The sequence below is a fragment of the Streptomyces sp. NBC_00045 genome (assembly GCF_045041095.1).
In the GTDB taxonomy this organism is placed as follows: domain Bacteria; phylum Actinomycetota; class Actinomycetes; order Streptomycetales; family Streptomycetaceae; genus Streptomyces.
Genome location: NZ_CP108271.1, coordinates 6,394,743 through 6,416,737 on the forward strand (window position 1 = coordinate 6,394,743; position 21,995 = coordinate 6,416,737).

The 21,995-nt window shown below is 71.8% G+C and carries 17 protein-coding genes and 3 pseudogenes; 12 read left to right on the forward strand and 8 right to left on the reverse strand.

All coding sequences use genetic code 11. The features are described from left to right. Nucleotides 1-210: 210 nt before the first annotated feature. On the forward strand, nt 211-1,320 hold the full coding sequence (rsgA, locus tag OHA65_RS29705; RefSeq protein WP_327279255.1) for a ribosome small subunit-dependent GTPase A: 1,110 nt from the start codon (nt 211-213) through the stop codon (nt 1,318-1,320). Nucleotides 1,321-1,372: 52 nt separating this feature from the next. Here the strand turns inward: rsgA and OHA65_RS29710 are convergent, their stop codons facing one another. Continuing rightward, nucleotides 1,373-1,750 carry a PPOX class F420-dependent oxidoreductase gene (locus OHA65_RS29710; RefSeq protein ID WP_327279256.1) on the reverse strand — a complete coding sequence of 126 codons (378 nt, stop codon included), beginning with the start codon at nt 1,748-1,750 and terminating at the stop codon, nt 1,373-1,375. Between the two features lie 199 nt (nt 1,751-1,949). Between OHA65_RS29710 and OHA65_RS29715 the strand changes: the two are divergent. Next, nucleotides 1,950-2,902: pseudogene (locus OHA65_RS29715) on the forward strand (IS481 family transposase). Nucleotides 2,903-2,992: 90 nt separating this feature from the next. Here OHA65_RS29715 and OHA65_RS29720 read toward each other — a convergent pair. After that, nucleotides 2,993-3,475 (reverse strand): DUF456 domain-containing protein, encoded by a 483-nt coding sequence (locus OHA65_RS29720; protein WP_327279257.1) that lies wholly within the window; start codon nt 3,473-3,475, stop codon nt 2,993-2,995. A gap of 24 nt (nt 3,476-3,499) precedes the next feature. Then, the gene (locus tag OHA65_RS29725; RefSeq protein WP_327285836.1) at nt 3,500-4,474 is read right to left on the reverse strand and encodes a helix-turn-helix domain-containing protein; all 975 of its coding nucleotides are present in this window, start codon (nt 4,472-4,474) and stop codon (nt 3,500-3,502) included. A 199-nt stretch (nt 4,475-4,673) separates the two neighbouring features. On the opposite strand from OHA65_RS29725, the gene OHA65_RS29730 reads away from it, so the two are divergent. The 3 genes and pseudogenes from OHA65_RS29730 to OHA65_RS29740 form a co-directional block, all read left to right on the forward strand. Then, on the forward strand, nt 4,674-5,294 hold the full coding sequence (locus tag OHA65_RS29730) for a hypothetical protein (protein ID WP_405762726.1): 621 nt from the start codon (nt 4,674-4,676) through the stop codon (nt 5,292-5,294). 104 nt (nt 5,295-5,398) lie between these two features. Continuing rightward, the gene (locus OHA65_RS29735; protein WP_329314964.1) at nt 5,399-7,351 is read left to right on the forward strand and encodes a protein phosphatase 2C domain-containing protein; all 1,953 of its coding nucleotides are present in this window, start codon (nt 5,399-5,401) and stop codon (nt 7,349-7,351) included. 15 nt (nt 7,352-7,366) lie between these two features. Further along, a pseudogene (locus OHA65_RS29740) lies at nt 7,367-8,146 on the forward strand (thiamine pyrophosphate-binding protein); the annotation flags it as partial. A 114-nt stretch (nt 8,147-8,260) separates the two neighbouring features. Here OHA65_RS29740 and OHA65_RS29745 read toward each other — a convergent pair. Continuing rightward, on the reverse strand, nt 8,261-8,479 hold the full coding sequence (locus OHA65_RS29745) for a hypothetical protein (RefSeq protein WP_327361286.1): 219 nt from the start codon (nt 8,477-8,479) through the stop codon (nt 8,261-8,263). 201 nt (nt 8,480-8,680) lie between these two features. Between OHA65_RS29745 and OHA65_RS29750 the strand changes: the two are divergent. Both OHA65_RS29750 and OHA65_RS29755 read left to right on the forward strand, forming a co-directional pair. Then, a pseudogene (locus OHA65_RS29750) lies at nt 8,681-9,700 on the forward strand (thiamine pyrophosphate-dependent enzyme); the annotation flags it as partial. 254 nt (nt 9,701-9,954) lie between these two features. Continuing rightward, nucleotides 9,955-10,335, forward strand: a complete 381-nt coding sequence (locus OHA65_RS29755; RefSeq protein ID WP_371646700.1) for an ATP-binding protein — start codon at nt 9,955-9,957, stop codon at nt 10,333-10,335. A gap of 56 nt (nt 10,336-10,391) precedes the next feature. Here OHA65_RS29755 and OHA65_RS29760 read toward each other — a convergent pair whose 3' ends face one another. Both OHA65_RS29760 and OHA65_RS29765 read right to left on the reverse strand, forming a co-directional pair. After that, nucleotides 10,392-11,453: a DUF2637 domain-containing protein gene (locus tag OHA65_RS29760; RefSeq protein WP_327279262.1), complete on the reverse strand. Its 1,062-nt coding sequence runs from the start codon at nt 11,451-11,453 to the stop codon at nt 10,392-10,394. 204 nt (nt 11,454-11,657) lie between these two features. Then, entirely contained in the window at nt 11,658-12,509 is an 852-nt protein-coding gene (locus OHA65_RS29765) for a (2Fe-2S)-binding protein (protein ID WP_327279263.1), read from the reverse strand. Between OHA65_RS29765 and OHA65_RS29770 the strand changes: the two genes are divergently transcribed. After that, nucleotides 12,446-13,315, forward strand: coding sequence for a GntR family transcriptional regulator (locus OHA65_RS29770; RefSeq protein ID WP_371645196.1), 870 nt, complete (start codon nt 12,446-12,448; stop codon nt 13,313-13,315). The two genes, OHA65_RS29765 and OHA65_RS29770, sit on opposite strands and share 64 nt — an antisense overlap. Nucleotides 13,316-13,333: 18 nt before the next feature. Here the strand turns inward: OHA65_RS29770 and OHA65_RS29775 are convergent, their stop codons facing one another. Beyond that, entirely contained in the window at nt 13,334-14,095 is a 762-nt protein-coding gene (locus OHA65_RS29775) for a hypothetical protein (protein ID WP_327279264.1), read from the reverse strand. Nucleotides 14,096-14,264: 169 nt separating this feature from the next. Beyond that, nucleotides 14,265-15,947 (reverse strand): PucR family transcriptional regulator ligand-binding domain-containing protein, encoded by a 1,683-nt coding sequence (locus OHA65_RS29780; protein ID WP_327279265.1) that lies wholly within the window; start codon nt 15,945-15,947, stop codon nt 14,265-14,267. Nucleotides 15,948-16,201: 254 nt separating this feature from the next. On the opposite strand from OHA65_RS29780, the gene OHA65_RS29785 reads away from it, so the two are divergent. From OHA65_RS29785 to OHA65_RS29800, 4 genes are all read left to right on the forward strand, one after another. Then, nucleotides 16,202-17,095: a xanthine dehydrogenase family protein subunit M gene (locus OHA65_RS29785; RefSeq protein WP_266634408.1), complete on the forward strand. Its 894-nt coding sequence runs from the start codon at nt 16,202-16,204 to the stop codon at nt 17,093-17,095. A 2-nt stretch (nt 17,096-17,097) separates the two neighbouring features. After that, the gene (locus OHA65_RS29790) at nt 17,098-17,703 is read left to right on the forward strand and encodes a (2Fe-2S)-binding protein (protein WP_327279266.1); all 606 of its coding nucleotides are present in this window, start codon (nt 17,098-17,100) and stop codon (nt 17,701-17,703) included. Between the two features lie 2 nt (nt 17,704-17,705). Next, nucleotides 17,706-20,108: a xanthine dehydrogenase subunit D gene (gene pucD / locus OHA65_RS29795; RefSeq protein WP_327279267.1), complete on the forward strand. Its 2,403-nt coding sequence runs from the start codon at nt 17,706-17,708 to the stop codon at nt 20,106-20,108. Between the two features lie 357 nt (nt 20,109-20,465). Then, on the forward strand, nt 20,466-21,929 hold the full coding sequence (locus OHA65_RS29800) for an NCS2 family permease (protein WP_405757382.1): 1,464 nt from the start codon (nt 20,466-20,468) through the stop codon (nt 21,927-21,929). Nucleotides 21,930-21,995: the final 66 nt, after the last annotated feature.

Below are 21,995 nucleotides of genomic sequence, written 5' to 3' on the forward strand. Positions count from 1 at the left end.
CTTGCTACGGTGATCGAGTTCCCGCCGGTGGGCGAGGAACTGCCAGTACGTGCATGACCCGGAGGTGAGTTCATTGATGACTGTCGTCACGCAGGGCGCGAACCGCACCCAGAAGACCATCAATGTCATTTCCGTGGTCTCCGGCTGACCTCACACCCTTCGCGCGCCATCGAGCGCGCGCTGCCGGGGCCACCCTGTGAAGGGTTCCCCTTGTCTTTCTCCACCTCTGCGTCTTCTCCTTCGTACTCGCACGCCCTCACCCCCTTCGGCTGGGACGAGGCGTGGGAGGCCGAGTTCGCCCCGTACGCCGAGCAGGGCCTGGTGCCCGGCCGCGTGGTGCGGGTCGACCGCGGCCAGTGCGACGTCATGACCGCGGACGGCACCGTGCGCGCCGACACCGCCTTCGTCACCCCGCACGACCCGCTCCGCGTCATCTGCACCGGTGACTGGGCCGTGGTCGAGGCGGCCGGCAGCCCCCGGTACGTCAGGACGTACCTGCCGCGCCGGACCGCCTTCGTCCGCTCCACCTCCTCCCAGCGGTCCGAGGGGCAGATCCTCGCCGCCAACGTCGACCACGCGATCATCGCGGTCTCCCTGGCCGTCGAGCTCGACCTGGGCCGCATCGAGCGCTTCTTGGCCCTCGCCTGGGAGTCCGGCGCACAGCCGCTGGTCGTCCTGACCAAGGCCGACCTCGTACCTGACCCGGTGACGCTCGCGCACCTGGTCCAGGACGTGGAGACCACGGCGCCCGGCGTCGACGTCCTCACCGTCTCCTCCCTCACCGGGGAGGGCACGGACGTCCTGGCGGCGGTCGTCGCCGGCGGTACGAGCGTGCTGCTCGGCATCTCCGGCGCGGGCAAGTCCACGCTCGCCAACGCGCTCCTGGGCTCCGAGGTCATGGACGTCCAGGCGACCCGCGACGTGGACGGCAAGGGCCGCCACACGACCACCACCCGCAACCTGCTGGCCCTGCCCGGCGGGGGCGTCCTCATCGACACGCCGGGACTGCGCGGGGTCGGCCTGTGGGACGCGGAGGTCGGGGTCGGCCAGGTCTTCTCGGAGATCGAGGAGTACGCGGCCGACTGCCGCTTCCACGACTGCGCGCACGAGGCCGAGCCGGGGTGCGCGGTGCTCGAAGCCGTCGAGACCGGCGCACTGCCGCAGCGGCGCCTGGAGAGCTACCGCAAGCTGCTGCGCGAGAACCAGCGGATCGTCGCCAAGACGGACGCGAGGCTGCGCTCCGAGATCCGCCGGGACTGGCGCATGAAGTCGGCGGAGGGCCGCGCCAATTACGAGGCGAAGCGCACCGGCCGCCACTGACCGCACCGGCTGACGGGTGACGCCCGGTCCCTGCCCCGCCAGGGACCGGGCGTCACCCGTCCAGGCCCCACGCGAACACCCGCTCCGGGTGGATCCGGATCACCTCCTGGCTGAAGTGCGGACCCAGCGCGTGCGGGCCCACCTCCAGCGTGGCGCGGCCGCGGATCTCGATGCCCCGGACCTTCCACGGCCGCATGCTCACCAGGTCGTCCACGACCAGCGAGAGGCGCGGATTGTGCTGCAAGTTGCGCCACTTCTTCGTCGATCCCATCGCCAGACCGCCGACCAGTACCGTGCCGTCCTCCTGCGGGAAGAACCCCACCGGGTTCGCCTGCGGCTGCCCGGCCGCGTCCACCGTCGCCAGCCGCCCCAGACGCTGCGACCCGAGGTACGCCGACTCCGCCTCGCTGAAACCCTTGAACTCCGTCATGCCCCCAGCCTCGCGGCGCCGCGGGCCCCCCCGCATCGGGCCTGCGCCCGACCCGTCCCTAGGCCCATGGCACTAGGTGTATTGCCCCGGGAGGTTGTGGACGGGTGATGGAGGTCTCGGCTGAGGTCTCTTGAACGGGTGAGGGCCTTCCGGGTTCGGTGTGGATTGCGACATCTCCACCGAACGACAGAAGGCCCTCATGCCCCACCGTAATGCACCTCTGACCGAGACCGGACGGCTGCGTCTGGCCCGCTGCGTGGTCGAGGACGGCTGGCCGTATCGGCGTGCCGCCGAGCGTTTCCAAGTCTCACCGACGACCGCCCAGCGGTGGGCCGACCGCTACCGCGCGCACGGTGAAGCCGGCATGGGTGACCGGTCCTCGCGCCCGCGCCACAGCCCGCGCCGGACACCGTCCCGCACCGAACGCCGGATCATCAAGATCCGCCTCCTTCGCAGGTGGGGACCGGCCCGCATCGCACATCTCCTGGGACTGGTGCCCTCGACCGTCCACCGCGTCCTGACCCGCTACCACCTGGCCCGCCTGTCCCACCTGGACCGGGCCACCGGCCGCGTCATACGCCGCTACGAACGCGACAAGCCCGGTGAACTGGTCCACGTCGACATCAAGAAGCTCGGCAACATCCCCGACGGCGGCGGCCACAAGGCCCTCGGCCGCCCGGCGGGCCGCAAAAGAAGTCCGGCGCCGGCTACAGCTACATCCACACTGCCGTCGACGACCACTCCCGCCTCGCCTACAGCGAGATCCTGGCCGACGAGAAGAAGGAAACCGCCACCGCCTTCTGGACCCGGGCCCAGGCCTACTTCACCGCCTGCGGGATCACCGTCGAACGCGTCCTGACCGACAACGGCTCCTGCTACAAGTCCCACGCCTGGCGCGACCTGCTGGCGGCGGCCGGGATCACCCACAAGCGAACCCGGCCCTACCGCCCGCAGACCAACGGCAAGGTCGAACGCCTCAACCGCACCCTCCTGGACGAGTGGGCCTACGCACGCCCCTACCAGTCAGAAGCCGAACGCCGGGCAGCGTTCCCGCAGTGGCTGCACACCTACAATCACCACCGCGGACACACCGCGCTCGCAGGCAAACCACCCGCCAGCCGCGTCCCCAACCTCACAGGGCAATACAACTAGGCCGTGCCATGTAGTGCCGTGCCGCGCGTGCCGTGCCATGTCGTGCCGCGCGTGCCGTGCCCGTCGCGGATCGTTGTCCGCGCGGCCCGGTCAGCCGGCCAGTACCGCCCCGAGCCAGGCGCCCACCACCATCAGGCATGCCAACAGCTCCACCAGGACGCTCGTCCCCACCGCACGCATCACCGCGCGCACCGAGGCCCGGGCCTCGCCGTGGGTGCCCAGCCGCAGCCGCTCGCACAGGTAGATGCCGCCCACGAACCCCGGAACCGCCCCCAGTACCGGAACCACCACGAAACCGAGCAGCGCACCCGCACCCGCGTACACGGCCATCCGGCGGGTGACGCCCACTCCGCGCAGCCGCCGTGGCGGCAACTCCCACTTGATCACCTGGACCACCAGCAGCAGCGCCGTCGCCGCGACCAGGAGGGACCACGCGAGCGCCGACCGCTCGTGCAGCGTCCACCACAGCACCCCCGCCCAGACCAGCCAGGTCCCCGGAACCCCCGGGACCAGCACCCCGAGCACTCCCAGCAGGAGCACCAGCCCCACCAGGAGCAGCTGAGGCAGATCCATGCGCTCAGCCTGACCGACCAGGACCTATCGGGCCACCCAGCCCCGTTCGTACGCGTGCCAGCCCAGCTGGAGCCGGGTCGTCACCCCGGACAGTTCCATCAGGCCCTTGACCCGCCGCTGCACCGTCCGCAACCCCAGATCCAGGTGCTTCGCCACGCTCGCGTCGGTCATCCCGGCCAGCAGCAGCGTCAGGATCTCCAGGTCCGTGGTGTCGGGAACGCCTTCGGACTCCTCCGCCCCCGCCGCCCCCAGCCGCAGCGGCAGCGCCTCCCGCCACACCGCCTCGAACAGCCCCGTCAGCGACTCCAGCAGCCCCGACGCGTGCACCACCAGCGCCGCGGGCTCCGCCCCGGGCCCCGTCAGCGGCACCAGCGCGAGGGACCGGTCCGCGATCACCAGCCTGGTCGGAACCTGCTGGGTCACCCGGACGCCCTCGCCCCGCGCGAGCGCCGTCGACGCCTCCCGGATCCCGGTCGGCAGGGTCAGTACGTCCCGCTCGATCACCACCCGGTACTCGACGCCCCGCGCGGCGGCCTGCTCCTCCGCCTCGTTGTCCATCGCCGTCACCACCTGGGGCCGGCTGCTGACCAGGGCGCACACCTCCTGCGCCGCGCCGACCTGTAGCTGGTGGAAGCGGTGCGCCACCGCGCTCGCGCCCGTCACCACCTCCACCAGGTCGTGCACGGACGGCTCGGCCGCCTCCGCCCGGTACTCCTGCGCCAGCCGCGCCGCCGCCAGCTCCGCCTGCTCCAGCTCGTGCCGCTGCTGGGTGAGCAGCGCCCCCAACGCCACCCCTGGCGGCGCCGCCACCCACCGCCCCGGCCGGGCGGAGGACTGCGCCGCCAGCCCGTGTCGCTCCAGGTGCCGCAACGCCCGCTCGGTCTGCGGGACCGGCAGCGCCAGCCGGTGCGCCAGGTCCGGTACCTCCGCCGCCCCCAGCGCCACCAGCGCGCGGTACGCCGACTCCTGCCCCTCGTCCAGGCCTATCGCACTCAGCAACCCGTCCACCCACCCTCTTGACGCCGTTCCTGGCGGGAAGCGGCCACGGCGCAAACCCGCCTCGGACATCATCGCCGCACCCCCCGGCCCTCTGCCAAGGTGACGCCACCGCAGCACCAACATCCGCCGGTCAGGAGCCGTTTGCGGGCAGCTTTGCCCTGCAATGCAGCAGCTGGCCGGAATTCACCTGGGGAGAGCGATGCGCCCGACATCGCGCACGGCACGGGGAGCGGCGACCGCGGCCGTCCTGGCCGTCACCTTCGCCGGCCCGTCGGCGGCACAGCCGGTCGACGGAGCGCCGGGAGGAGCGGGGAACGGACCGGTCACCGGGAGCGAGGCGGCCGGAAAGCAGCCGACTGCCCCCGTCACCGTGACCCTGGTCACCGGCGACCGGATCCTGGTGTCCACCGCCCCGGCCGGCGGCACCGCCGCCACCGCGATGCCGCGCGAGGACGGCTCGCAGCCGCTCGTGCAGACCCGCCAGAACGGCAAGCACCTCTACGTCTACCCCGAGAGCGCCGTCAAGGCCCTCGCCACCGGCAAGGCCGACCAGGAACTCTTCAACGTCACCGGCCTGATCCGGCAGGGCCACGACGACGCGCACACCAAGAAGCTCCCGCTCATCGCGGTCTACGACGGCTCCGTCAACCCGGCGCGCAGTGCCCCGCCCGCCGCCGACGACGGCAAGGGCACCGAGGTCGCCGTCCTCGACACCGGCACCGACCTGGTCGGCCGGCAGGTGACGCTGAAGGTGGAGCTCACCCACACGAACGGCGCGGCCGTCACCCAGACGGTCGTGCGGGCGTACGGCATCCGGTAAGTCGTACGAGAGATGCGAAAAGGGGTCCACAGGGCGGCGGCCCGGTGGGCTCCTTTTCGCGCATTCGGCGGTCTCCGCCGCTCCGGGGGGCCGAGAATGGCCCCATGAGTCAGCGGGGCGCGGACGACTGGTGGCAGAAGCTGTACGAGGACCCGGACGCGGAACCGGTCTCGGACCCGGTCCCGGACCCGGGGGACACGCTGGAGAGCCGTTTCCACTCGGCGTCCTCGGTGACGGCCCTCCCGGACACCGTCCCACCTCCGCGGCCCCCGGCCCCACCACCGCCGACTGCGCCGCCCGAGCCGCCCCCGCACGCCGTGGTGCCCGGGCCGCGCCGGGAGGCCGACCCGCAACCGCCGCCACCGTGGGACCCCCCGGCCCCCCGGGATCCCCGGGAGCCCGGCACGACCGGATACGGCCTCGGCAGTGTGACCGTGCCCCCGGCACTCCCGGAGGAACCGCCCGAACTCCCCTCCTGGCGCTGGGGCGTCCCCGACGACGTCCCACCCGAACGGGGCGCCGATGCCTGGCCCGGGACCGGAGCCGGGGTCGCGCCCGGGGCGGGCACGTGGCCGGACCCCGGCTCCGGAGGCGGGGCGGGGCTCCGGGGCGGTGTCCCGGACGGGGCCGGTGGCGACGGCACTTGCGCACCCGGGGAGGCCACGGGCCCCGGAACCGCACCGGGAGCCCCTCCCGGTACCCCGACGGTTGCCGTGGGCGGGGCGGGGGAGTGGCCCGACACCGGCTTCGGCGCCGGGACGGCTGCGCCTGCCGGTACCTGGCCGGTGCCCGGCGGCGGGATCCCGGACGGGGCCGGCACGGAAGGCGGTGCCGCGCCCACGAGTGCCCGGCCGGCCGCCGGTGCGGGAGGCCCGTCCGAGGCATCGGCCGAAGACGCGGCTGATGTCGCAGGACGATCCGGCGTTGCCCGACCGGGCTCCCGACCGGAATCCGGGCAGGGGAGCGGGCCGGGGCTCGGGCCCGGGGCCGATGCCGGCGTCGAGCCGCCGCCCGGGCCGGACTCCTGGCCGGGGTTCGGGGTCCGTGCGCTCGATGTCGATGCGCAGCTCGGGACCGGGCGGGCGGCAGGCGCCGGGGAGCAGGCTCGGCCTGGGGCCGGGGCCGGTGGGGCCGATGGTGGCGCGCAGTTCGGGACCGGTGGGCCCGAGGAAGCCGCGCAGGGCGGGCCCGGCGAGCGGCCCCTCGTGGGATACCTCGGGAATCGGGCGCCGACCTATGCCGCCGAGCCCGGGGCCCTGCCCGTGGCCGATCCGGGGGCGCTCGACGGGCTCGTGCCCGACACCGTCCTGGAAGGGGCCCGGCACGGGGGGTACACCCTGCGGGCGACCTCCGTGCGCGGGGATTCCGCCCGGTTCCGCGGCGAGGCCCGCCGGGACTTCCTGCTGACCGCCCGCTTCGGCACCGGCGACGACGCCCTCGTCCTGGTGGCCCTCGCCGGCGGCGACCGGGCCGCCCCCGGCGCGGCCGAGGCCGCCGCCGAGCTGTGCCGCTGGATCGCGTCGGCCGTCGGCCGGAGCCGGGAGCGGCTGGCCGACGACCTCCGCGCCGGCCGCCGCGACGCCCTGCGCTCGGGGTTGCAGCGGCTCACCGACCGGGGCTACGGCCGTCTGCGCGCGCACGCCGCCGAGCTCGGGCTGCCGGAGGACGCGTACACCGCCGGGCTGCGCGTGCTGCTGCTCCCCATCGATCCCGAGTGCAAGACCCGGGTCTGCTTCGGCGCGGGCGCCGGCGGGCTGTTCCGGTTGCGGGCCGGCGCCTGGCAGGACCTGGAGCCGGAACCGGCACCGGATCCCGCGGAAACCGGGGGCGACGGATTCCGGTTCCGGGCCGCCGTGGCCCGACCCCGGGACACCCTGCTGCTCTGTTCGGGCGGGCTCGCGGACCCCATGCGGGAGGAGGCGCTCCTTCCGGCCGAACTCGCGGTCCGCTGGGCCGACGCGGAGCCCCCGGGCCTGGCGGCCTTCCTCGCGGACACCCAGCTCCGCCTCAAGGGCTATGCCGACGACCGGACGGCCGCCGCGGTCTGGGAGGCGTAACCGCGCGGAGTGTGGATGGATGGGGGCGTCGGGACCGGCAAACGAAGGGCCTCCCTCACGGCCAAGCAGAACGTGGCGGAGCAGTTCGTCGACATCCTCGTACGCGCCGGCGTGCGCCGGATGTACGGAGTCGTCGGCGACAGCCTGAACCCGGTCGTCGACGCCATCCGCAGGACCGGCGGCATCGAGTGGATCCAGGTGCGGCACGAGGAGACGGCCGCCTTCGCCGCAGGCGCGGAGGCCCAGATCACCGGCCGGCTCGCCGCCTGCGCGGGTTCCTGCGGCCCCGGCAACCTACACCTGATCAACGGCCTCTACGACGCCCACCGCTCGATGGCCCCCGTCCTCGCGCTCGCCTCCCACATCCCCTCCGGGGAGATCGGCCTCGGCTATTTCCAGGAGACCCACCCGGACCGGCTGTTCTCCGAGTGCAGCCACTACAGCGAGCTGATCTCCAACCCGCAGCAGATGCCCCGGGTGCTCCAGACCGCCATCCAGCACGCCGTCGGCCGCAGCGGCGTCGGTGTGATCTCGCTGCCCGGCGACATCGCCTCCCTCCCGGCCCCCGAGCAGAGCGTCCAGCACGCGCTCGTCACCGCGCGGCCGACCGTACGCCCCGGTGACGGGGAGATCGAGAAGCTGGTCCGGCTGATCGACGAGGCCGACAAGGTCACGCTGTTCTGCGGCAGCGGCACCGCGGGGGCGCACGCCGAGGTCATGGAGTTCGCGGGCCGGGTCAAGGCGCCCGTCGCGCACGCCCTGCGCGGCAAGGAGTGGATCCAGTACGACAATCCTTAGTGGCGTACGTATCTCGGTGTCACCGTGATGTTGCAGCATGCTCGCGCGGGAGCGCCCCGCAACGCGTGGCTGCGGGGCGACGATCCACTTTCGCAACGGGCCTAGTGGGGTTTAGTCGACCGTCTGCCCGTCGTACATACCGCCCCTGCAGGTCGGGAGCACGGGCGTCGACCGATCGATCGTTCCGCCGTTGTCCGTGCACTCACCCGGGGTGACGCTGGCCGGGGTGACGCTGCCGGCGGTGGCGGTGGCGGTGGCGGCGCCAGAGAGGCCGAGTCCGGCGAAGGCCGCCGTGGCGATGACGGCGGCGAAGATTCGTCGAAGGCGCATGTGGTTCCCCTTTCACGGATTGCCTCGGTTGGGGCACTACTCAGCTTGATCTTCACCCATGTGGGTGGCGCGTTTGGTTACTCCATTCGAGTGACACCTGTCGGGAGCGGGCCACCGGCGACGCAGGGACGGATGGCCGGTGCCGCAACCCGCCGGAGAGGCCTTGCGGGCCGTGCTCGCATTCACGTACGCAGGTATCACCAGTACGACAATCCGTACGACGTCGGCATGAGTGGACTGCTCGGCTACGGCGCCGCCTACGAGGCCACCCACGAGTGCGACCTGCTGATCCTGCTCGGCACGGACTTCCCGTACAACGCCTTCCTGCCCGACGACGTGAAGATCGTCCAAGTGGACATCCGACCCGAACACCTGGGCCGTCGCTCACAGTTGGACCTCGCCGTTTGGGGCGACGCACGGGAGACGCTGCGCGCCCTGAACACCCGGGTGAAGGCCAAGACGGACCGCCGCTTCCTCGACCGCATGCTGAAGAAGCACGCGGACGCCCTCGAAGGCGTGGTGAAGGCGTACACCCGGAAGGTGGAGAAGCACACCCCGATCCACCCCGAGTACGTGGCCTCCGTCCTCGATGAACTCGCCGACGAAGACGCCGTGTTCACCGTGGACACGGGCATGTGCAACGTATGGGCGGCGCGCTATCTTTCCCCGAACGGCAAGCGTCGCATCATCGGCTCCTTCAGCCACGGCTCGATGGCCAATGCCCTCCCGCAGGCCATCGGCGCACAGTTCACCGACCGCGGCCGTCAAGTGGTGTCGATGTCGGGCGACGGCGGTTTCTCGATGCTGATGGGAGATTTCCTCACGCTGGTGCAGTACGACCTGCCCGTCAAAGTGGTCCTCTTCAACAACTCATCCCTCGGAATGGTTGAGTTGGAGATGTTGGTTTCCGGCCTTCCCTCGTACGGAACGACCAATCACAACCCGGATTTCGCGGCGATCGCGCGCGCGGCAGGCGCGTTCGGGGTGCGGGTGGAGAAGCCCAAGCAGCTCACGGGGGCTTTGAGGGACGCGTTCCGGCACAAGGGGACGGCCTTGGTGGACGTGGTGACCGATCCCAACGCCTTGTCGATTCCGCCCAGGATCAGCGCCGAGATGGTGACCGGTTTCGCACTTTCGGCCAGCAAGATCGTGCTGGACGGCGGGGTGGGCCGGATGATCCAGATGGCTCGATCCAACCTGCGCAACGTGCCGCGTCCGTAAGCCGGCAGGAGTGCGGATTGTCCCGGCGGGCATGCATCCCGTAGACCAGTTCGAGATCCGTTGGGACACGGGGGAGGTACATCGCCGTGCGGGTGGGGGCGAAGACCGGAAAGCAGTGGAGGAGAGGGCGGCCCGTGCCGCGTGAACCGTCCGTCGAGGACGGGGGAGCGGTGGACGCGTTGGAGATCACCCGAAGCGTACGCCGGGCCGATCTCAAGGCGGTGGGCGAAGTGCGCCGATCATTACGGGAGTTGATGCGTCACCGATGTCCGGCCGACACCGCCGAGGTGGCCGAGCTGCTGATCACCGAGCTCGTCACCAATGCCCTCGTCCACACGGACCAGGGCGCGGAGGTCTCCGCCAGGCTCGCCGCGGACCGGCTGCGGGTGGAGGTCAGGGACTACGCCGCACGCAGGCCCCGGCCGTACGTACCGACCGCCGACGACGGTACGCACGGCCGGGGGTTGGTGCTGGTGCAGGCCCTCGCCGATGCCTGGGGCGTGGACGCAGCGGTGCAGGCCGGCGGCAAGGTGGTGTGGTTCGAGCTGGACGGCGGCCTCGGCGGCCCTGCGTACGGGGCCGGGTACGACGGTTCGTACGGCGCTGCGTACGACGGGACGTACGACGGAGCGTGACGCGACGTGCTACGGGGGCCCGCCTGACCAGCGGGCCCCCCGCGTGCGGCGGTCGGTCAGCCGAACTGCTGCTCCAGGTCCTTGAGTTTGCGCTCCAGTGAGTCGAGGCGGGGGATGGTCTGGGTGTCGTCCTCGGCGGTGAGGTCCACCGTCCGGGGACCGGTCACCTCAGCGATCTCGGCTCCGTGCACGGCCTGCAGGGAGGGCCGGCGGCGCGGGGCGGGCAGCTGTCCCGTTTCCGCTATGGCCGGCTCCGCGCCGACCGGCGCGGAGCCCGATCCGGGGGTCAGCCCCGGCACGTCGACCTGGCGGGCGCGGGACCGGCCGAACGCCCGGTTCTGCCGGCCCAGGGCCTTGATGCGGGCCCGGTCCAGCCGGTTCTGGTCGCGCCGACGGTGGCGGTCCTGCTCCCGCTCGCGCTTGTCCTCGCGCACTTCGTCCACCGCCTCGTCGAGGGTGCGGACCCCCTCCAACAGCATGAGCGACCAGGCGCCGAAGGTCTCGCGGGGGGCCCGCAGCCAGCGGACCATCCGGATCTGCGGCAACGGCCGCGGGATCAGGCCCTGTTCGCGCAGCGCGGCCCGGCGGGTCTGCTTCAGGGCGCGGTCGAAGAGGACGGCTGCCGAGAGCGACATGCCGGAGAAGAACTGCGGGGCCCCGTCGTGTCCTGCGCCGCGCGGGGCGTGCACCCAGTTGAACCAGGCGGCGGCGCCCGCGAACAGCCAGACCAGCATGCGGGAGCCGAGGGCCGCGTCGCCGTGGCTGGCCTCGCGGACGGCGAGCACCGAGCAGAACATGGCGGCGCCGTCGAGGCCGAACGGAACCAGGTACTCCCAGCCCCCGGAGAGGTTGAGGTTCTGCCGGCCGAAGCCGACGAGCCCGTGGAAGGAGAGTGCGGCGGCCACCGCCGCACAGCAGAACAGCAGGACGTAGGAGGCGGTTCCGTAGACGGCTTCCTTGCGCCGCCGCCGCTCTTCGCTGCGCTCCCAGGTGTCCTCGGTCGCGGCCTTCTCGCCTTCCCGCTTGCCCCGCGCCAGTACCGCAACCGCCGCAAGCACGCCCAGGATCAGCAGGCTGCCGGGCAGCAGCCAGTCCAGCGATATGTCGGTCAGTCTCATGCGGATGTCCCTTGCCTCTGCCTCGCGTGTGCGGCCTTCCGGGAGCCATGGTGGCGCAGAAGATCGGCTCGGCACGCGGGTTTCGGGGCAAGTGGACGCCATCGGGGGGCGTGGCCCGCCGGATAGGGTGTTGTAGCTCGAACTGTCGCTCGTACGACCAGAGTTGTGTTCGATTATGGTCAGTCGTACGAGTGGGTTCAGATGTCAGGCGGCTGTCGTGAGGCGGGCGATGCGGTCCGCGTCGCAGGTGCGGGGGCAGGTGGTGCAGGTGTCCTCGGGCCGGATCGTGTAGAAGAGGCAGCAGCTGGCCCGGTCTCGGGTGGGCAGCCGCTCCCCGCCCGGGCCGGAGAGCGTGCGGAACGCCGCGCCCCCGGTGTAGGGGGCCGTTCTGCCGGGCAGCAGGGCGTCCAGTTCGGCCATGGCTCGGTGCTCCTCGTCCACGAGCTTCCCGAGGTGCCAGACGCCCGAGACGATCTCGTCGGTCACCATGCCCCACAGGGCGCGGCGCCCGCGCCGCATGCGCGGGCCGAAGCCTTCCAGCACGGGTTCGAGGTTCCGGGCCACCGCAGCCCGCACCTCTGCGCGCAGCGCTTCCCCATCGGGCACGACACGGGCCCCGGGGAGGGCGGCCGCCGGATCGTCCGGCAGGCAGGCGAAGGACTCGACGCGCACGCTCATGCGGCCCCCGGTCCGGTGGAACGCCACCTGCCGCGCCGGCAGGTCGGGTACCCGCCCGTGGAGGAACCAGGGGGCCGTGATCAGCAGGCAGGCGGGCCAGGCGTACCGGTGCAGGCCGAAGGTGGCCACGACGTCGGGGCGGGCCTGGCGGCCGTAGTCCCGCAGGACCTGTGCCTCGTCCCAGGCGAGGTAGCCGTCGAGCTCGGCGCCGCCGGCCGCGAGCGCGTCCGCGCCGATCCACCCCACACCGCGAGGGGCGGTCTCGTGCGCGGCGCGCTCGACGACCTGGAGACTGCCGTACACCTCGGACAGCCGTGCGTACGCGTCCGCCACCGGAGAGTCGGCCGGGGGCGGGGCGAGGACGGGGTTGTCGGGCATGGCGGAACCACCGATCCACACGGTCAGAAAGAGAGAAGGTAAGCCTTACCTTAGCTGATCTCGGGTGGCCTGTACCAGCACCCGGCGAATCGGTTCACCTATTCTCGGAGGGCCCAGCTCGAAACCCGGAGGAGGACCGAGTGCACGAAGCGGCCCACGTCAGGGTGACGGCGCTGATCCCCACGCAGAAGGTGCTGCGCCATTCGGTGCGCGGCCAAGTGCTCGACGCGCTGCGCGCGGCGCTCGTCGACGGAGACCTGGTGCCGGGGGAGATCTACTCCGGGCCGGCCCTGGGGGAGCGCTTCGGGGTCTCCGCGACCCCGGTGCGCGAAGCGATGCAGCAGCTGGCCCTGGAGGGGGCGGTGGAATGCCTCCCGAACCGGGGTTTCCGGGTGCTGTCGCGCACGCCGCGGGCGCTGGCGGAGCTCGCGGAGGTACGGGCGCTGCTGGAGGTCCCGGTGATGCTGCGGCTGGCCCGTACGGTCCCGGCGCAGGCCTGGGCGGAGCTGCGGCCGGCGGCGGCCGCCACGGCCGAGGCCGCTGCGGCCGGTGACCTGCCGGCGTACGCGGACGCGGACCGGGTGTTCCACCGGCAGGTGCTTTCCCTGGGCGGCAACGAGCAGCTGGTGTCCGTGGCGGAAGACCTCCACCGCCGGTCGCAGTGGCCGCTGCCGGGCGCCCGGCGGACCCGCCGGGAGGACCTCGTCGCCGACGCGGCGGAACACTCGGCCCTGCTGGAGGCCCTGATCGCAGGCGATCTCCCGGCCCTGGAACCCCTGATCCGCGGCCACTTCACGACCCCCTGACGCACGCCGGGCGGCGCCTCAGGTGGCCGGGGCCGGGTGGAGTTGCTCCGCCAGCCAGGTGGGGATGCCGCCCAGCAGGTGGAACAGGCGACGGGCCTCCGCGCGCAGCCGGGCCGCCTCCGGTTCCGGTTCGGCTTCGGCCAGCGCTGCCAGTGCGGGGGCCGTGCCGATCAGGAAGCCCAGGTCCTCCCGGATGCGCAGGGATTCCGCGAAGCCCTGCCGGGCCTCCGCCACCTCCCCGTCCCTCAGCGCCAGCGCCGCCAGGTGCCGCCAGGTGAACGAGAGCAGCAGGGTGTCCCCGTGCGCCAGTGCCCCCGCGTGGGCCCGGTGGTACGCGGGCCGCGCCGACTGGGGCGCGTCCGCGAGGTGCTCCGCGACCAGGCCCCGGCGGAAGTCCAGCAGGGGCCGCGTACGGGACCCCGGGGACAGCAGCGCCGCCGCCCGGCCCAGCGCGGAACGGGCCTCGTCCGAGCGGTCCCGGACCCCGAGCACGGTGGCCGCGTAGGCCAGCTGCCCGCGCTCGCAGGCCGCCGCGCCCCGCTCGTCGTCGTCCTGGGCGGCCGCCTCCGCGACCCGCAGCGCGTCCTCCGCCTCCGCCCAGCCCTGCCCGGTGAACAGGCACCGCTCGACCAGCAGCGCGGTCCGTTGTACGGCCGCTCCGGCGTCGGGTAGGTGCGGCGTCAGCAGGGCCGCCGCGTCGGTCCAACAGCCGCGCGAGCGCAGCCGCCATATCGCCCGCTGGAGGGGGTCGTCTCCCCCGGCAGTTCCGGCACCGGACATGGCGGTATCCGCCACATTGCCCTCCCCAAAGCAACCAAGCAGCACGTCGTTGAGCCCTGGGCCGAAATGAGAGCACGGATCGACGGCCGCGGCCAAGGGGTTGGGTGAACTCTTTCACAAAGTCCGGACGCCGCGTCAGGCCTCCCTCGCCGCCCCTGGCCGGATCTGCTCAGCTCATCCGCAGTGCCAGGAAGAAGTCGAGCTTGTCCTCCAGCCGCGAGAGGTCACGCCCCGTCAACTGCTCGATTCGCCCGACCCGGTAGCGCAGCGTGTTGACGTGCAGGTGCAGCCGCGTCGCGCAGCGCGTCCACGAGCCGTCGCAGTCGAGGAACGCCTCAAGCGTCGGGATGAGCTCCGCGCGGTGGCGGCGGTCGTAGTCCCGCAGCGGGTCCAGCAGGCGCGCCGTGAAGGCGCGGCGCACGTCGTCCGGGACGAACGGCAGCAGCAGCACGTGCGAGGCCAGCTCGTGGTGGCCCGCCGCGCAGACCCGGCCCGGGCGCGCCGCGGCGACCCGGCGGGCGTGCCGGGCCTCCTCCAGCGCCCCGCGCAGCCCCTCTGCGGAGTGGACGGCCGCACTGACGCCCAGGGTGAGCCGGCCGTCGCCGTCGAGGCCGGCCTGCAGGGGTTCCCGTACGGCGGAGAGCAGCTCGTCGGCGTGCAGGGCGCTGTCCGGGCCGCCCTTCTCCTCGCCGGGCTCCCCGGGCAGGGCGGGCAGCGGGACGAGCGCGATGGCCTCGTCACCCGCATGGGCCACCGCGATCCGGTCCGAGGGCTCGGGCCCCGAAACGGACGGGTCGACCAGGATCTCCTCCAGCAGCGACTGGGCCACCGGGCCGCCGGGGATGTCCCCGCCGTCCCAGTCGACCCGCGCCACGACGACCTGCCAGTGCGGGGCGGTGCCCAGCCCCGGCAGCAGCACCGGGGCCGCGACCCGCAGGCGGGCGGCGATCTCGGCGGGCGGGGCGCCCGTCTGGACCAGCTCCAGCACCTCCTGGGCGAGGCGGCGGCGCACGGTGCGGGCCGCGTCGCGCCGGTCCCGCTCGACAGCGATCAGCTGGGTCACGCCCTGGAGCAGGTCGAGCCGCTCGGCGGGCCAGTCACCGGCGTCCGCCTCGACGGCCAGCAGCCAGTCCGAGAGCACGGTTTCCCGCACGTCACGGGCCCCGGGGCCGCCCGGGCCGCGGCCGGCTCCCCTGATCGGGAACAGGGAGTACGTAATACCCTGGATGGAGATCCGGTGCGGGCCCCTGCGCCCGGTGCGGACCGCCGCCAGGTGCTCGCCGGCCAGCGCCGCACAGACGCCTGGTGCCAGGGGTTCTCCCGCTCCGGCGATCTGCCGGCCCGTGGGGGACAGCACCCAGGCGCGCAGATCGAGGTCGGTGGTGAGCAGATCGAGCACCACATCGGGTCCACCGCCCGCGGGGCCCGAGGTCATCAGACGGCGGTGCCGGTCCACGACGGCCGCGAGGTCTCCCGCGCGCTCGCCCGAGACCTGCCGCACCACGTACTCCGTGATCGTGGCGAATGCAACGTCTTCGTTCACAGCGAACAGTGGCAGCCGGTTGCGCCGACAGGCTGAAACGAGATCGTCGGGGACGTCCCCCAGCTCCGCCTCTCCGGCCGCGAGGCCCGCGACGCCGGCGCTCGCCAGGATTCGTACGAACGGCTCGGAGTCGGCTGAATTTCTTCGCCACGCCAGGCCAGTGAGGACCAGTTCACCTCCGGTGAGGTATCGGCTGGGATCCCTCAGGTCGGTCGTCATGACGCCGCGGACCGTCCGGTCGAGTTCGTCCTCGCCGCCCAGCAGCCGCAGCCCCAGCGCCTCGGTTTCCAGCAGTGCGCGCAGCCGCATGGTGTCGCCGCCGATCTGTCTCGAATGTTGCCGTTGGAAATCGGGCAGGTCGTTGCATCCTGCCTTTCATACGAATCTACAAGACTGGGGAGGCCGCCAGCCAACTCCTTCATGGTTTCGGTGACTGCACCCGGGGGACGCGCGGCTTGTGTACTGGCTCCACACCGCGTTAACAGCACGTGAACGACCAGTCGAGGGCCTCAGGGCCTCCTGGCTTGAAGTGAACGACACGATGAAGAAGAAGAGAGCCGCACATGGACTTCCTTCGCCCCGCCAGCTGGGAGGAGGCACTCGCCGCTAAGGCCGAGTACCCCACAGCTGTGCCGATTGCGGGTGGCACCGACATCATGGTCGAGATCAACTTCGACCACCGCCGTCCGGAGTACCTCCTTGACCTCAACCGCATCGGGCTGCTGCGGGAGTGGGAGGTAGGCGAGGAGGTCACCAAGCTCGGCGCCTCCGTCCCGTACACACAGATCATGGAGAACCTGCGCGGCACGCTGCCGGGTCTCGCGCTCGCCTCGCACACGGTCGCGTCCCCGCAGATCCGCAACCGCGGCGGTGTCGGCGGCAACCTCGGTTGCGCCTCGCCCGCCGGTGACTCCCACCCCGCCCTCCTCGCCGCCGGCGCCGAGGTCGAGGTCGAGTCCGTACGCGGCTCGCGCCTGATCCCGATCGACGAGTTCTACACCGGCGTCAAGCGCAACGCGCTCGCCGCCGACGAGCTCATCAAGACGGTCCACATCAAGAACGCCACCGGTCCGCAGCAGTACTCCAAGGTCGGCTCCCGCAACGCGATGGTCATCGCCGTGTGCGCCTTCGGCCTGGCCCTGCACCCCGACACCCGGACGGTCCGCACCGGCATCGGTTCGGCCGCGCCGACCCCGATCCGCGCGAAGGCTGCCGAGGAGTTCCTGAACGCCGCGCTCGAAGAAGGCGGCTTCTGGGAGTCCGGCAAGGTCATCACTCCGTCGATCGCCAAGCAGTTCGGTGAGCTCGCCACCGGCGCGGCCAACCCGATCGACGACGTCCGCGGCACGGCGAAGTACCGCCGCCACGCGGTCGGCATCATGGCTCGCCGTCAGCTCGTCTGGACGTGGGAGCAGTACCGCGGCACGAACGGCCGCTCGCTCGAAGGGGCTGCGTAATCATGCGCGTCAATTTCACTGTCAACGGCCGTCCGCAGGAAGCCGACGACGTGTGGGAGGGCGAGTCCCTCCTGTACGTGCTGCGTGAGCGCCTGGGCCTGCCCGGCTCCAAGAACGCCTGTGAGCAGGGCGAGTGCGGTTCCTGCACCGTCCGCCTCGACGGCGTGCCGGTCTGTTCCTGCCTGGTCGCGGCCGGTCAGGTCGAGGGTCGCGACGTCGTGACCGTCGAGGGCCTGGCCGACTTCGCCAAGCAGCGCGAGGAGCACGGCCACGGCGGTGCCTGCGGCACCGGCGGCGGCTGCGGCAGCAACGGCGTCTCCACCGACGAGGCCAAGCGCTGGGCCGCCAAGCCCGGTGACTCCCAGACCGGTGAGGGCGTCGAGCTCTCCAACATCCAGCAGGCGTTCATCGACGCCGGCGCCGTCCAGTGCGGCTTCTGCACCCCGGGTCTGCTCGTCCAGGCGGACGCGCTCCTGGAGCAGAACTCCGACCCGTCCGACCAGGACATCCGTGAGGCCCTGTCCGGCAACCTCTGCCGCTGCACGGGCTACGAGAAGATCCTCGACGCGGTCCGCCTGGCGGCCGCCCGTCAGGGAGAGGCGGTCTGACCATGGCTCAGAACACCCGCACCGTGCCCGCCGGTTCGCCGACGAACGTCACCCAGAAGCACAACAAGGGCGGCATCGGCGAGTCCGTCCTGCGTCCCGACGGCACCCTCAAGGTCACCGGCGAGTTCGCGTACTCCTCGGACATGTGGCACGAGGACATGCTGTGGGGCCAGACCCTGCGCAGCACGGTCGCCCACGCCGAGATCGTCTCCATCGACATCTCCGAGGCGCTGGCCATGCCGGGCGTCTACTCGGTCCTGACGTACGACGACCTGCCGGCCGAGATGAAGAACTACGGCCTGGAGATCCAGGACACCCCGGTCCTCGCCAACGGCCGGGTACGTCACCACGGTGAGCCGGTCGCCCTCGTGGCCGCCGACCACCCGGAGACCGCCCGCCGCGCGGCCGCCAAGATCAAGATCGACTACCGTGAGCTGCCGCTCGTCACGGACGAGGCCTCCGCCCTCGCCCCCGGCGCGCCGCTGATCCACGAGGGCCGCGACGACCACCACATCGGTCACGTCCCGCACCCGAACATCGTGCACCGCCAGCCGATCATCCGCGGCAACGTGGAAGAGGCCCGCAAGCGCGCCGACGTCATCGTCGAGGGCGAGTACACCTTCGGCATGCAGGACCAGGCCTTCCTCGGTCCGGAGTCCGGCCTGGCCGTGCCGTCGGAGGACGGCGGCGTCGAGCTCTACGTCGCCACCCAGTGGCTGCACTCGGACCTCGGGCAGATCGCCCCGGTCCTGGGCCTCCCGCCGGAGAAGGTCCGCATGACGCTCTCGGGCGTCGGCGGTGCCTTCGGTGGCCGCGAGGACATCTCGATGCAGATCCACGCCTGCCTCCTGGCCCTCGCCACCAACAAGCCGGTCAAGATCGTCTACAACCGGTTCGAGTCCTTCTTCGGCCATGTGCACCGGCACCCGGCGAAGCTCTACTACGAGCACGGCGCCACCAAGGACGGCAAGCTCACGCACATGAAGTGCAAGATCGTCCTGGACGGCGGCGCGTACGCGTCCGCTTCCCCGGCGGTCGTGGGCAACGCGTCCTCCCTCTCGGTGGGTCCCTACGTCCTGGAGGACGTGGACATCGAGGCGATCGCGCTCTACACGAACAACCCGCCCTGTGGCGCGATGCGCGGCTTCGGAGCCGTCCAGGCCTGCTTCGCCTACGAGGCCCAGATGGACAAGCTCGCGGCGAAGCTGGGCATGGACCCGGTGGAGTTCCGTCAGCTGAACGCCATGGAGATGGGCACGATCATGCCCACCGGCCAGGTCGTGGACGCCCCGGCGCCCGTCGCCGAGCTGCTGCGCCGGGTCAAGGCCCGCCCGCTGCCGCCGGAGCGCCAGTGGGAGACCGCCGGCGAGGGTGCGGACGTCCGCGCGCTGCCCGGTGGCCTCTCGAACACCACGCACGGTGAGGGCGTCGTCCGCGGCGTCGGCTACGCGGTCGGCATCAAGAACGTCGGCTTCTCCGAAGGCTTCGACGACTACTCCACCGCCCGCGTGCGCCTTGAGGTCATCAACGGCGAGCCCGTCGCGATGGTCCACACGGCCATGGCGGAGGTCGGCCAGGGCGGCATCACCGTCCACGCGCAGATCGCCCGTACCGAGCTGGGCGTCACGCAGGTGACCATCCACCCGGCCGACACCCAGGTCGGCTCCGCCGGTTCCACGTCCGCCTCGCGGCAGACGTACATGACCGGTGGCGCGGTGAAGAACACCTGTGAGGCCGTCCGCGAGGCGCTCCTGGAGATCGGTCGCCGCAAGAAGGGCTCGTACCACCCGGCGTGGGCCACCGCCGAGCTGCTGCTCGAAGGCGGCAAGGTCGTCACCGACGGCGGAGAGGTCCTCGGCGACATCGCCGAGATCCTGGAGGACGAGGCGATCGACCTCGAACTTGAGTACCGGCACCACCCGACCGTCCCGTTCGACCTGGTCACCGGCCAGGGCGACGGCCACGTCCAGTACACCTTCGCCGCGCACCGCGCGGTCGTCGAGGTGGACACCGAGCTGGGCCTGGTCAAGGTCGTCGAGCTGGCGACCGCCCAGGACGTCGGCAAGGCGCTGAACATGCTCTCCGTGGTCGGCCAGATCCAGGGTGGTACCACCCAGGGCCTGGGCGTCGCGATCATGGAAGAGATCATCGTGGACCCGAAGACCGCGAAGGTGCGCAACCCCTCCTTCACGGACTACCTGATCCCGACCATCCTCGACACCCCGACCATCCCGGTCGACGTCCTGGAGCTCGCCGACCCGAAGGCGCCGTACGGCCTGCGCGGAATGGGCGAGGCCCCGACCCTCTCGTCCACCCCGGCCGTCATCGCGGCGATCCGGCAGGCGACCGGTCTGGAGATCAACAAGACGCCGATCCGTCCGGAAGCCCTCACCGGCACCCTCTAGGACGGCCTGGTCCGGGGGCCGCGAGGCCCCCGGACCCCCACAGACTCTCCGGGCGGTGTGACAGCGGGAACGTCACACTTCCAGTCGCACCGCCCGGAGCCAGAAGTCCGGAACACGAGAACCGCACCGCTCGCGGTCCGTCCCACCGGCAACACCCCCACCGCAACACCCGGTGGCCCCGGCACCCCGGAGCCGCCACCCGTACCGCAGAACCCCCGCAGTACCCGCAGTACACGCAGTGCACCTTCGCGTCGCCTCGGGCCGTCACCCCGGGTCGTGCAGCCAAACGGAGTTTCCCAAATCCCGCGTCTCCAATCTCCATGCGGGTGCCCCTTTGAACCTTGGGAGTTAGGCACCATGACCCAGTCGTCTGTAGAGCCCAAGACCACCGCGGAAGAGGCCGGCGACGGCTCTCGCACCCCCGCCGGGCGTTCTTGGCTCGACCGGTACTTTCACATCACCCATAGAGGGTCCAACGTCGGCAATGAGATTCGTGGCGGAGTCACGACCTTCATGGCCATGGCGTACATCCTCCTGCTCAACCCGCTGATCCTCTCCGGCAAGGACGTCGCCGGAGACACCATGAGCCAGAAGGCCCTCATCACCGCCACCGCGTTCGCCGCGGCGCTGACCACGCTCCTCATGGGATTCGTCGGCAAGGTCCCGCTCGCCCTGGCCGCGGGCCTCTCGGTCTCCGGCGTGCTCTCCTCCCAGGTCGCCCCGCAGATGACCTGGCCGCAGGCCATGGGCATGTGCGTGATGTACGGCGTCGTGATCTGTCTCCTGGTCGTCACCGGCCTCCGCGAGATGATCATGAACGCGATCCCGCTCGCGCTCAAGCACGCGATCACCATGGGCATCGGCATGTTCGTCGCCCTGATCGGGCTCGTGAAGGCCGGCTTCGTCGGCAAGGGCTCCGAGTTCGGTCCGCCGGTGCAGCTCGGTTCCGTCGGCGAGCTCGCCGGCTGGCCCGTCCTGATCTTCTGCGTCACCCTGCTCACGATCTTCATGCTGCAGGCCCGCAAGGTTCCCGGCGCGATCCTGATCGGCATCGTCGGCGGCACCGTGCTCGCCGCGATCCTCAACGCCGTCGCCCACATCGACGCGAAGGCCTGGCGCAACGGTCCGCCGACCCTGGAGGGCTCCGCGGTCTCGATGCCCGACTTCTCGCTCTTCGGCAAGGTCGAGTTCGGCGGCTGGGGCGACGTCGGCGTCATGACGGTCGGCATGATCGTCTTCACCCTGGTCCTCGCCGGCTTCTTCGACGCGATGGCCACCATCATCGGCGTCGGTACCGAGGCCAAGCTCGCCGACGACAAGGGCCGCATGCCGGGCCTGTCCAAGGCGCTGTTCATCGACGGCGCCGGCGGTGCCATCGGCGGCCTGGCCGGCGGCTCCGGCCAGACCGTGTTCGTCGAGTCCGCCACTGGCGTCGGTGAGGGAGCCCGCACGGGCCTCGCCTCCGTGGTCACCGGCCTCTTCTTCGCCGCCTGCCTCTTCTTCACCCCGATCACGCAGATCGTCCCGGGTGAGGTCGCCTCCGCGGCCCTCGTGGTCATCGGCGCGATGATGATGCAGAACGCCCGCCACGTGGACTGGGCCGACACCGCCACTGCCATCCCGGTCTTCCTGACCGTGGTGGTCATGCCCTTCACGTACTCGATCACCCCGGGTGTCGCCGCCGGTGTCATCTCCTACGTGGCCATCAAGATCGCGCAGGGCAAGGCCCGCGAGATCGGCGCCTTCATGTGGGTCCTGACCGGCGTCTTCCTGGTCTTCTTCGCCCTCCACCCGATCGAGGCGTGGCTCGGGGTGAAGTAAGGCCGGGCCGGTGATCCGGCCCCCGTTCTCCACGCATCCGATACTGGAAACCGAACCTCTCCGAGG

Bases quoted from the DNA above. Each gene is read 5' to 3' on its own strand.
- OHA65_RS29765 (WP_327279263.1), bottom strand. From the start codon at position 12,509: ATGCCCGACAACCCCGTCCTCGCCCCGCCCCCGGCCGACTCTCCGGTG.
- OHA65_RS29775 (WP_327279264.1), bottom strand. From the start codon at position 14,095: ATGTCCGGTGCCGGAACTGCCGGGGGAGACGACCCCCTCCAGCGGGCG.
- OHA65_RS29800 (WP_405757382.1), top strand. From the start codon at position 20,466: ATGACCCAGTCGTCTGTAGAGCCCAAGACCACCGCGGAAGAGGCCGGC.
- OHA65_RS29785 (WP_266634408.1), top strand. From the start codon at position 16,202: ATGGACTTCCTTCGCCCCGCCAGCTGGGAGGAGGCACTCGCCGCTAAG.
- OHA65_RS29720 (WP_327279257.1), bottom strand. From the start codon at position 3,475: ATGGATCTGCCTCAGCTGCTCCTGGTGGGGCTGGTGCTCCTGCTGGGA.
- OHA65_RS29760 (WP_327279262.1), bottom strand. From the start codon at position 11,453: ATGAGACTGACCGACATATCGCTGGACTGGCTGCTGCCCGGCAGCCTG.
- OHA65_RS29710 (WP_327279256.1), bottom strand. From the start codon at position 1,750: ATGACGGAGTTCAAGGGTTTCAGCGAGGCGGAGTCGGCGTACCTCGGG.
- OHA65_RS29755 (WP_371646700.1), top strand. From the start codon at position 9,955: ATGCGTCACCGATGTCCGGCCGACACCGCCGAGGTGGCCGAGCTGCTG.
- OHA65_RS29790 (WP_327279266.1), top strand. From the start codon at position 17,098: ATGCGCGTCAATTTCACTGTCAACGGCCGTCCGCAGGAAGCCGACGAC.
- OHA65_RS29730 (WP_405762726.1), top strand. From the start codon at position 4,674: ATGCGCCCGACATCGCGCACGGCACGGGGAGCGGCGACCGCGGCCGTC.
- OHA65_RS29735 (WP_329314964.1), top strand. From the start codon at position 5,399: ATGAGTCAGCGGGGCGCGGACGACTGGTGGCAGAAGCTGTACGAGGAC.
- pucD (WP_327279267.1), top strand. From the start codon at position 17,706: ATGGCTCAGAACACCCGCACCGTGCCCGCCGGTTCGCCGACGAACGTC.
- OHA65_RS29780 (WP_327279265.1), bottom strand. From the start codon at position 15,947: ATGCGGCTGCGCGCACTGCTGGAAACCGAGGCGCTGGGGCTGCGGCTG.
- OHA65_RS29745 (WP_327361286.1), bottom strand. From the start codon at position 8,479: ATGCGCCTTCGACGAATCTTCGCCGCCGTCATCGCCACGGCGGCCTTC.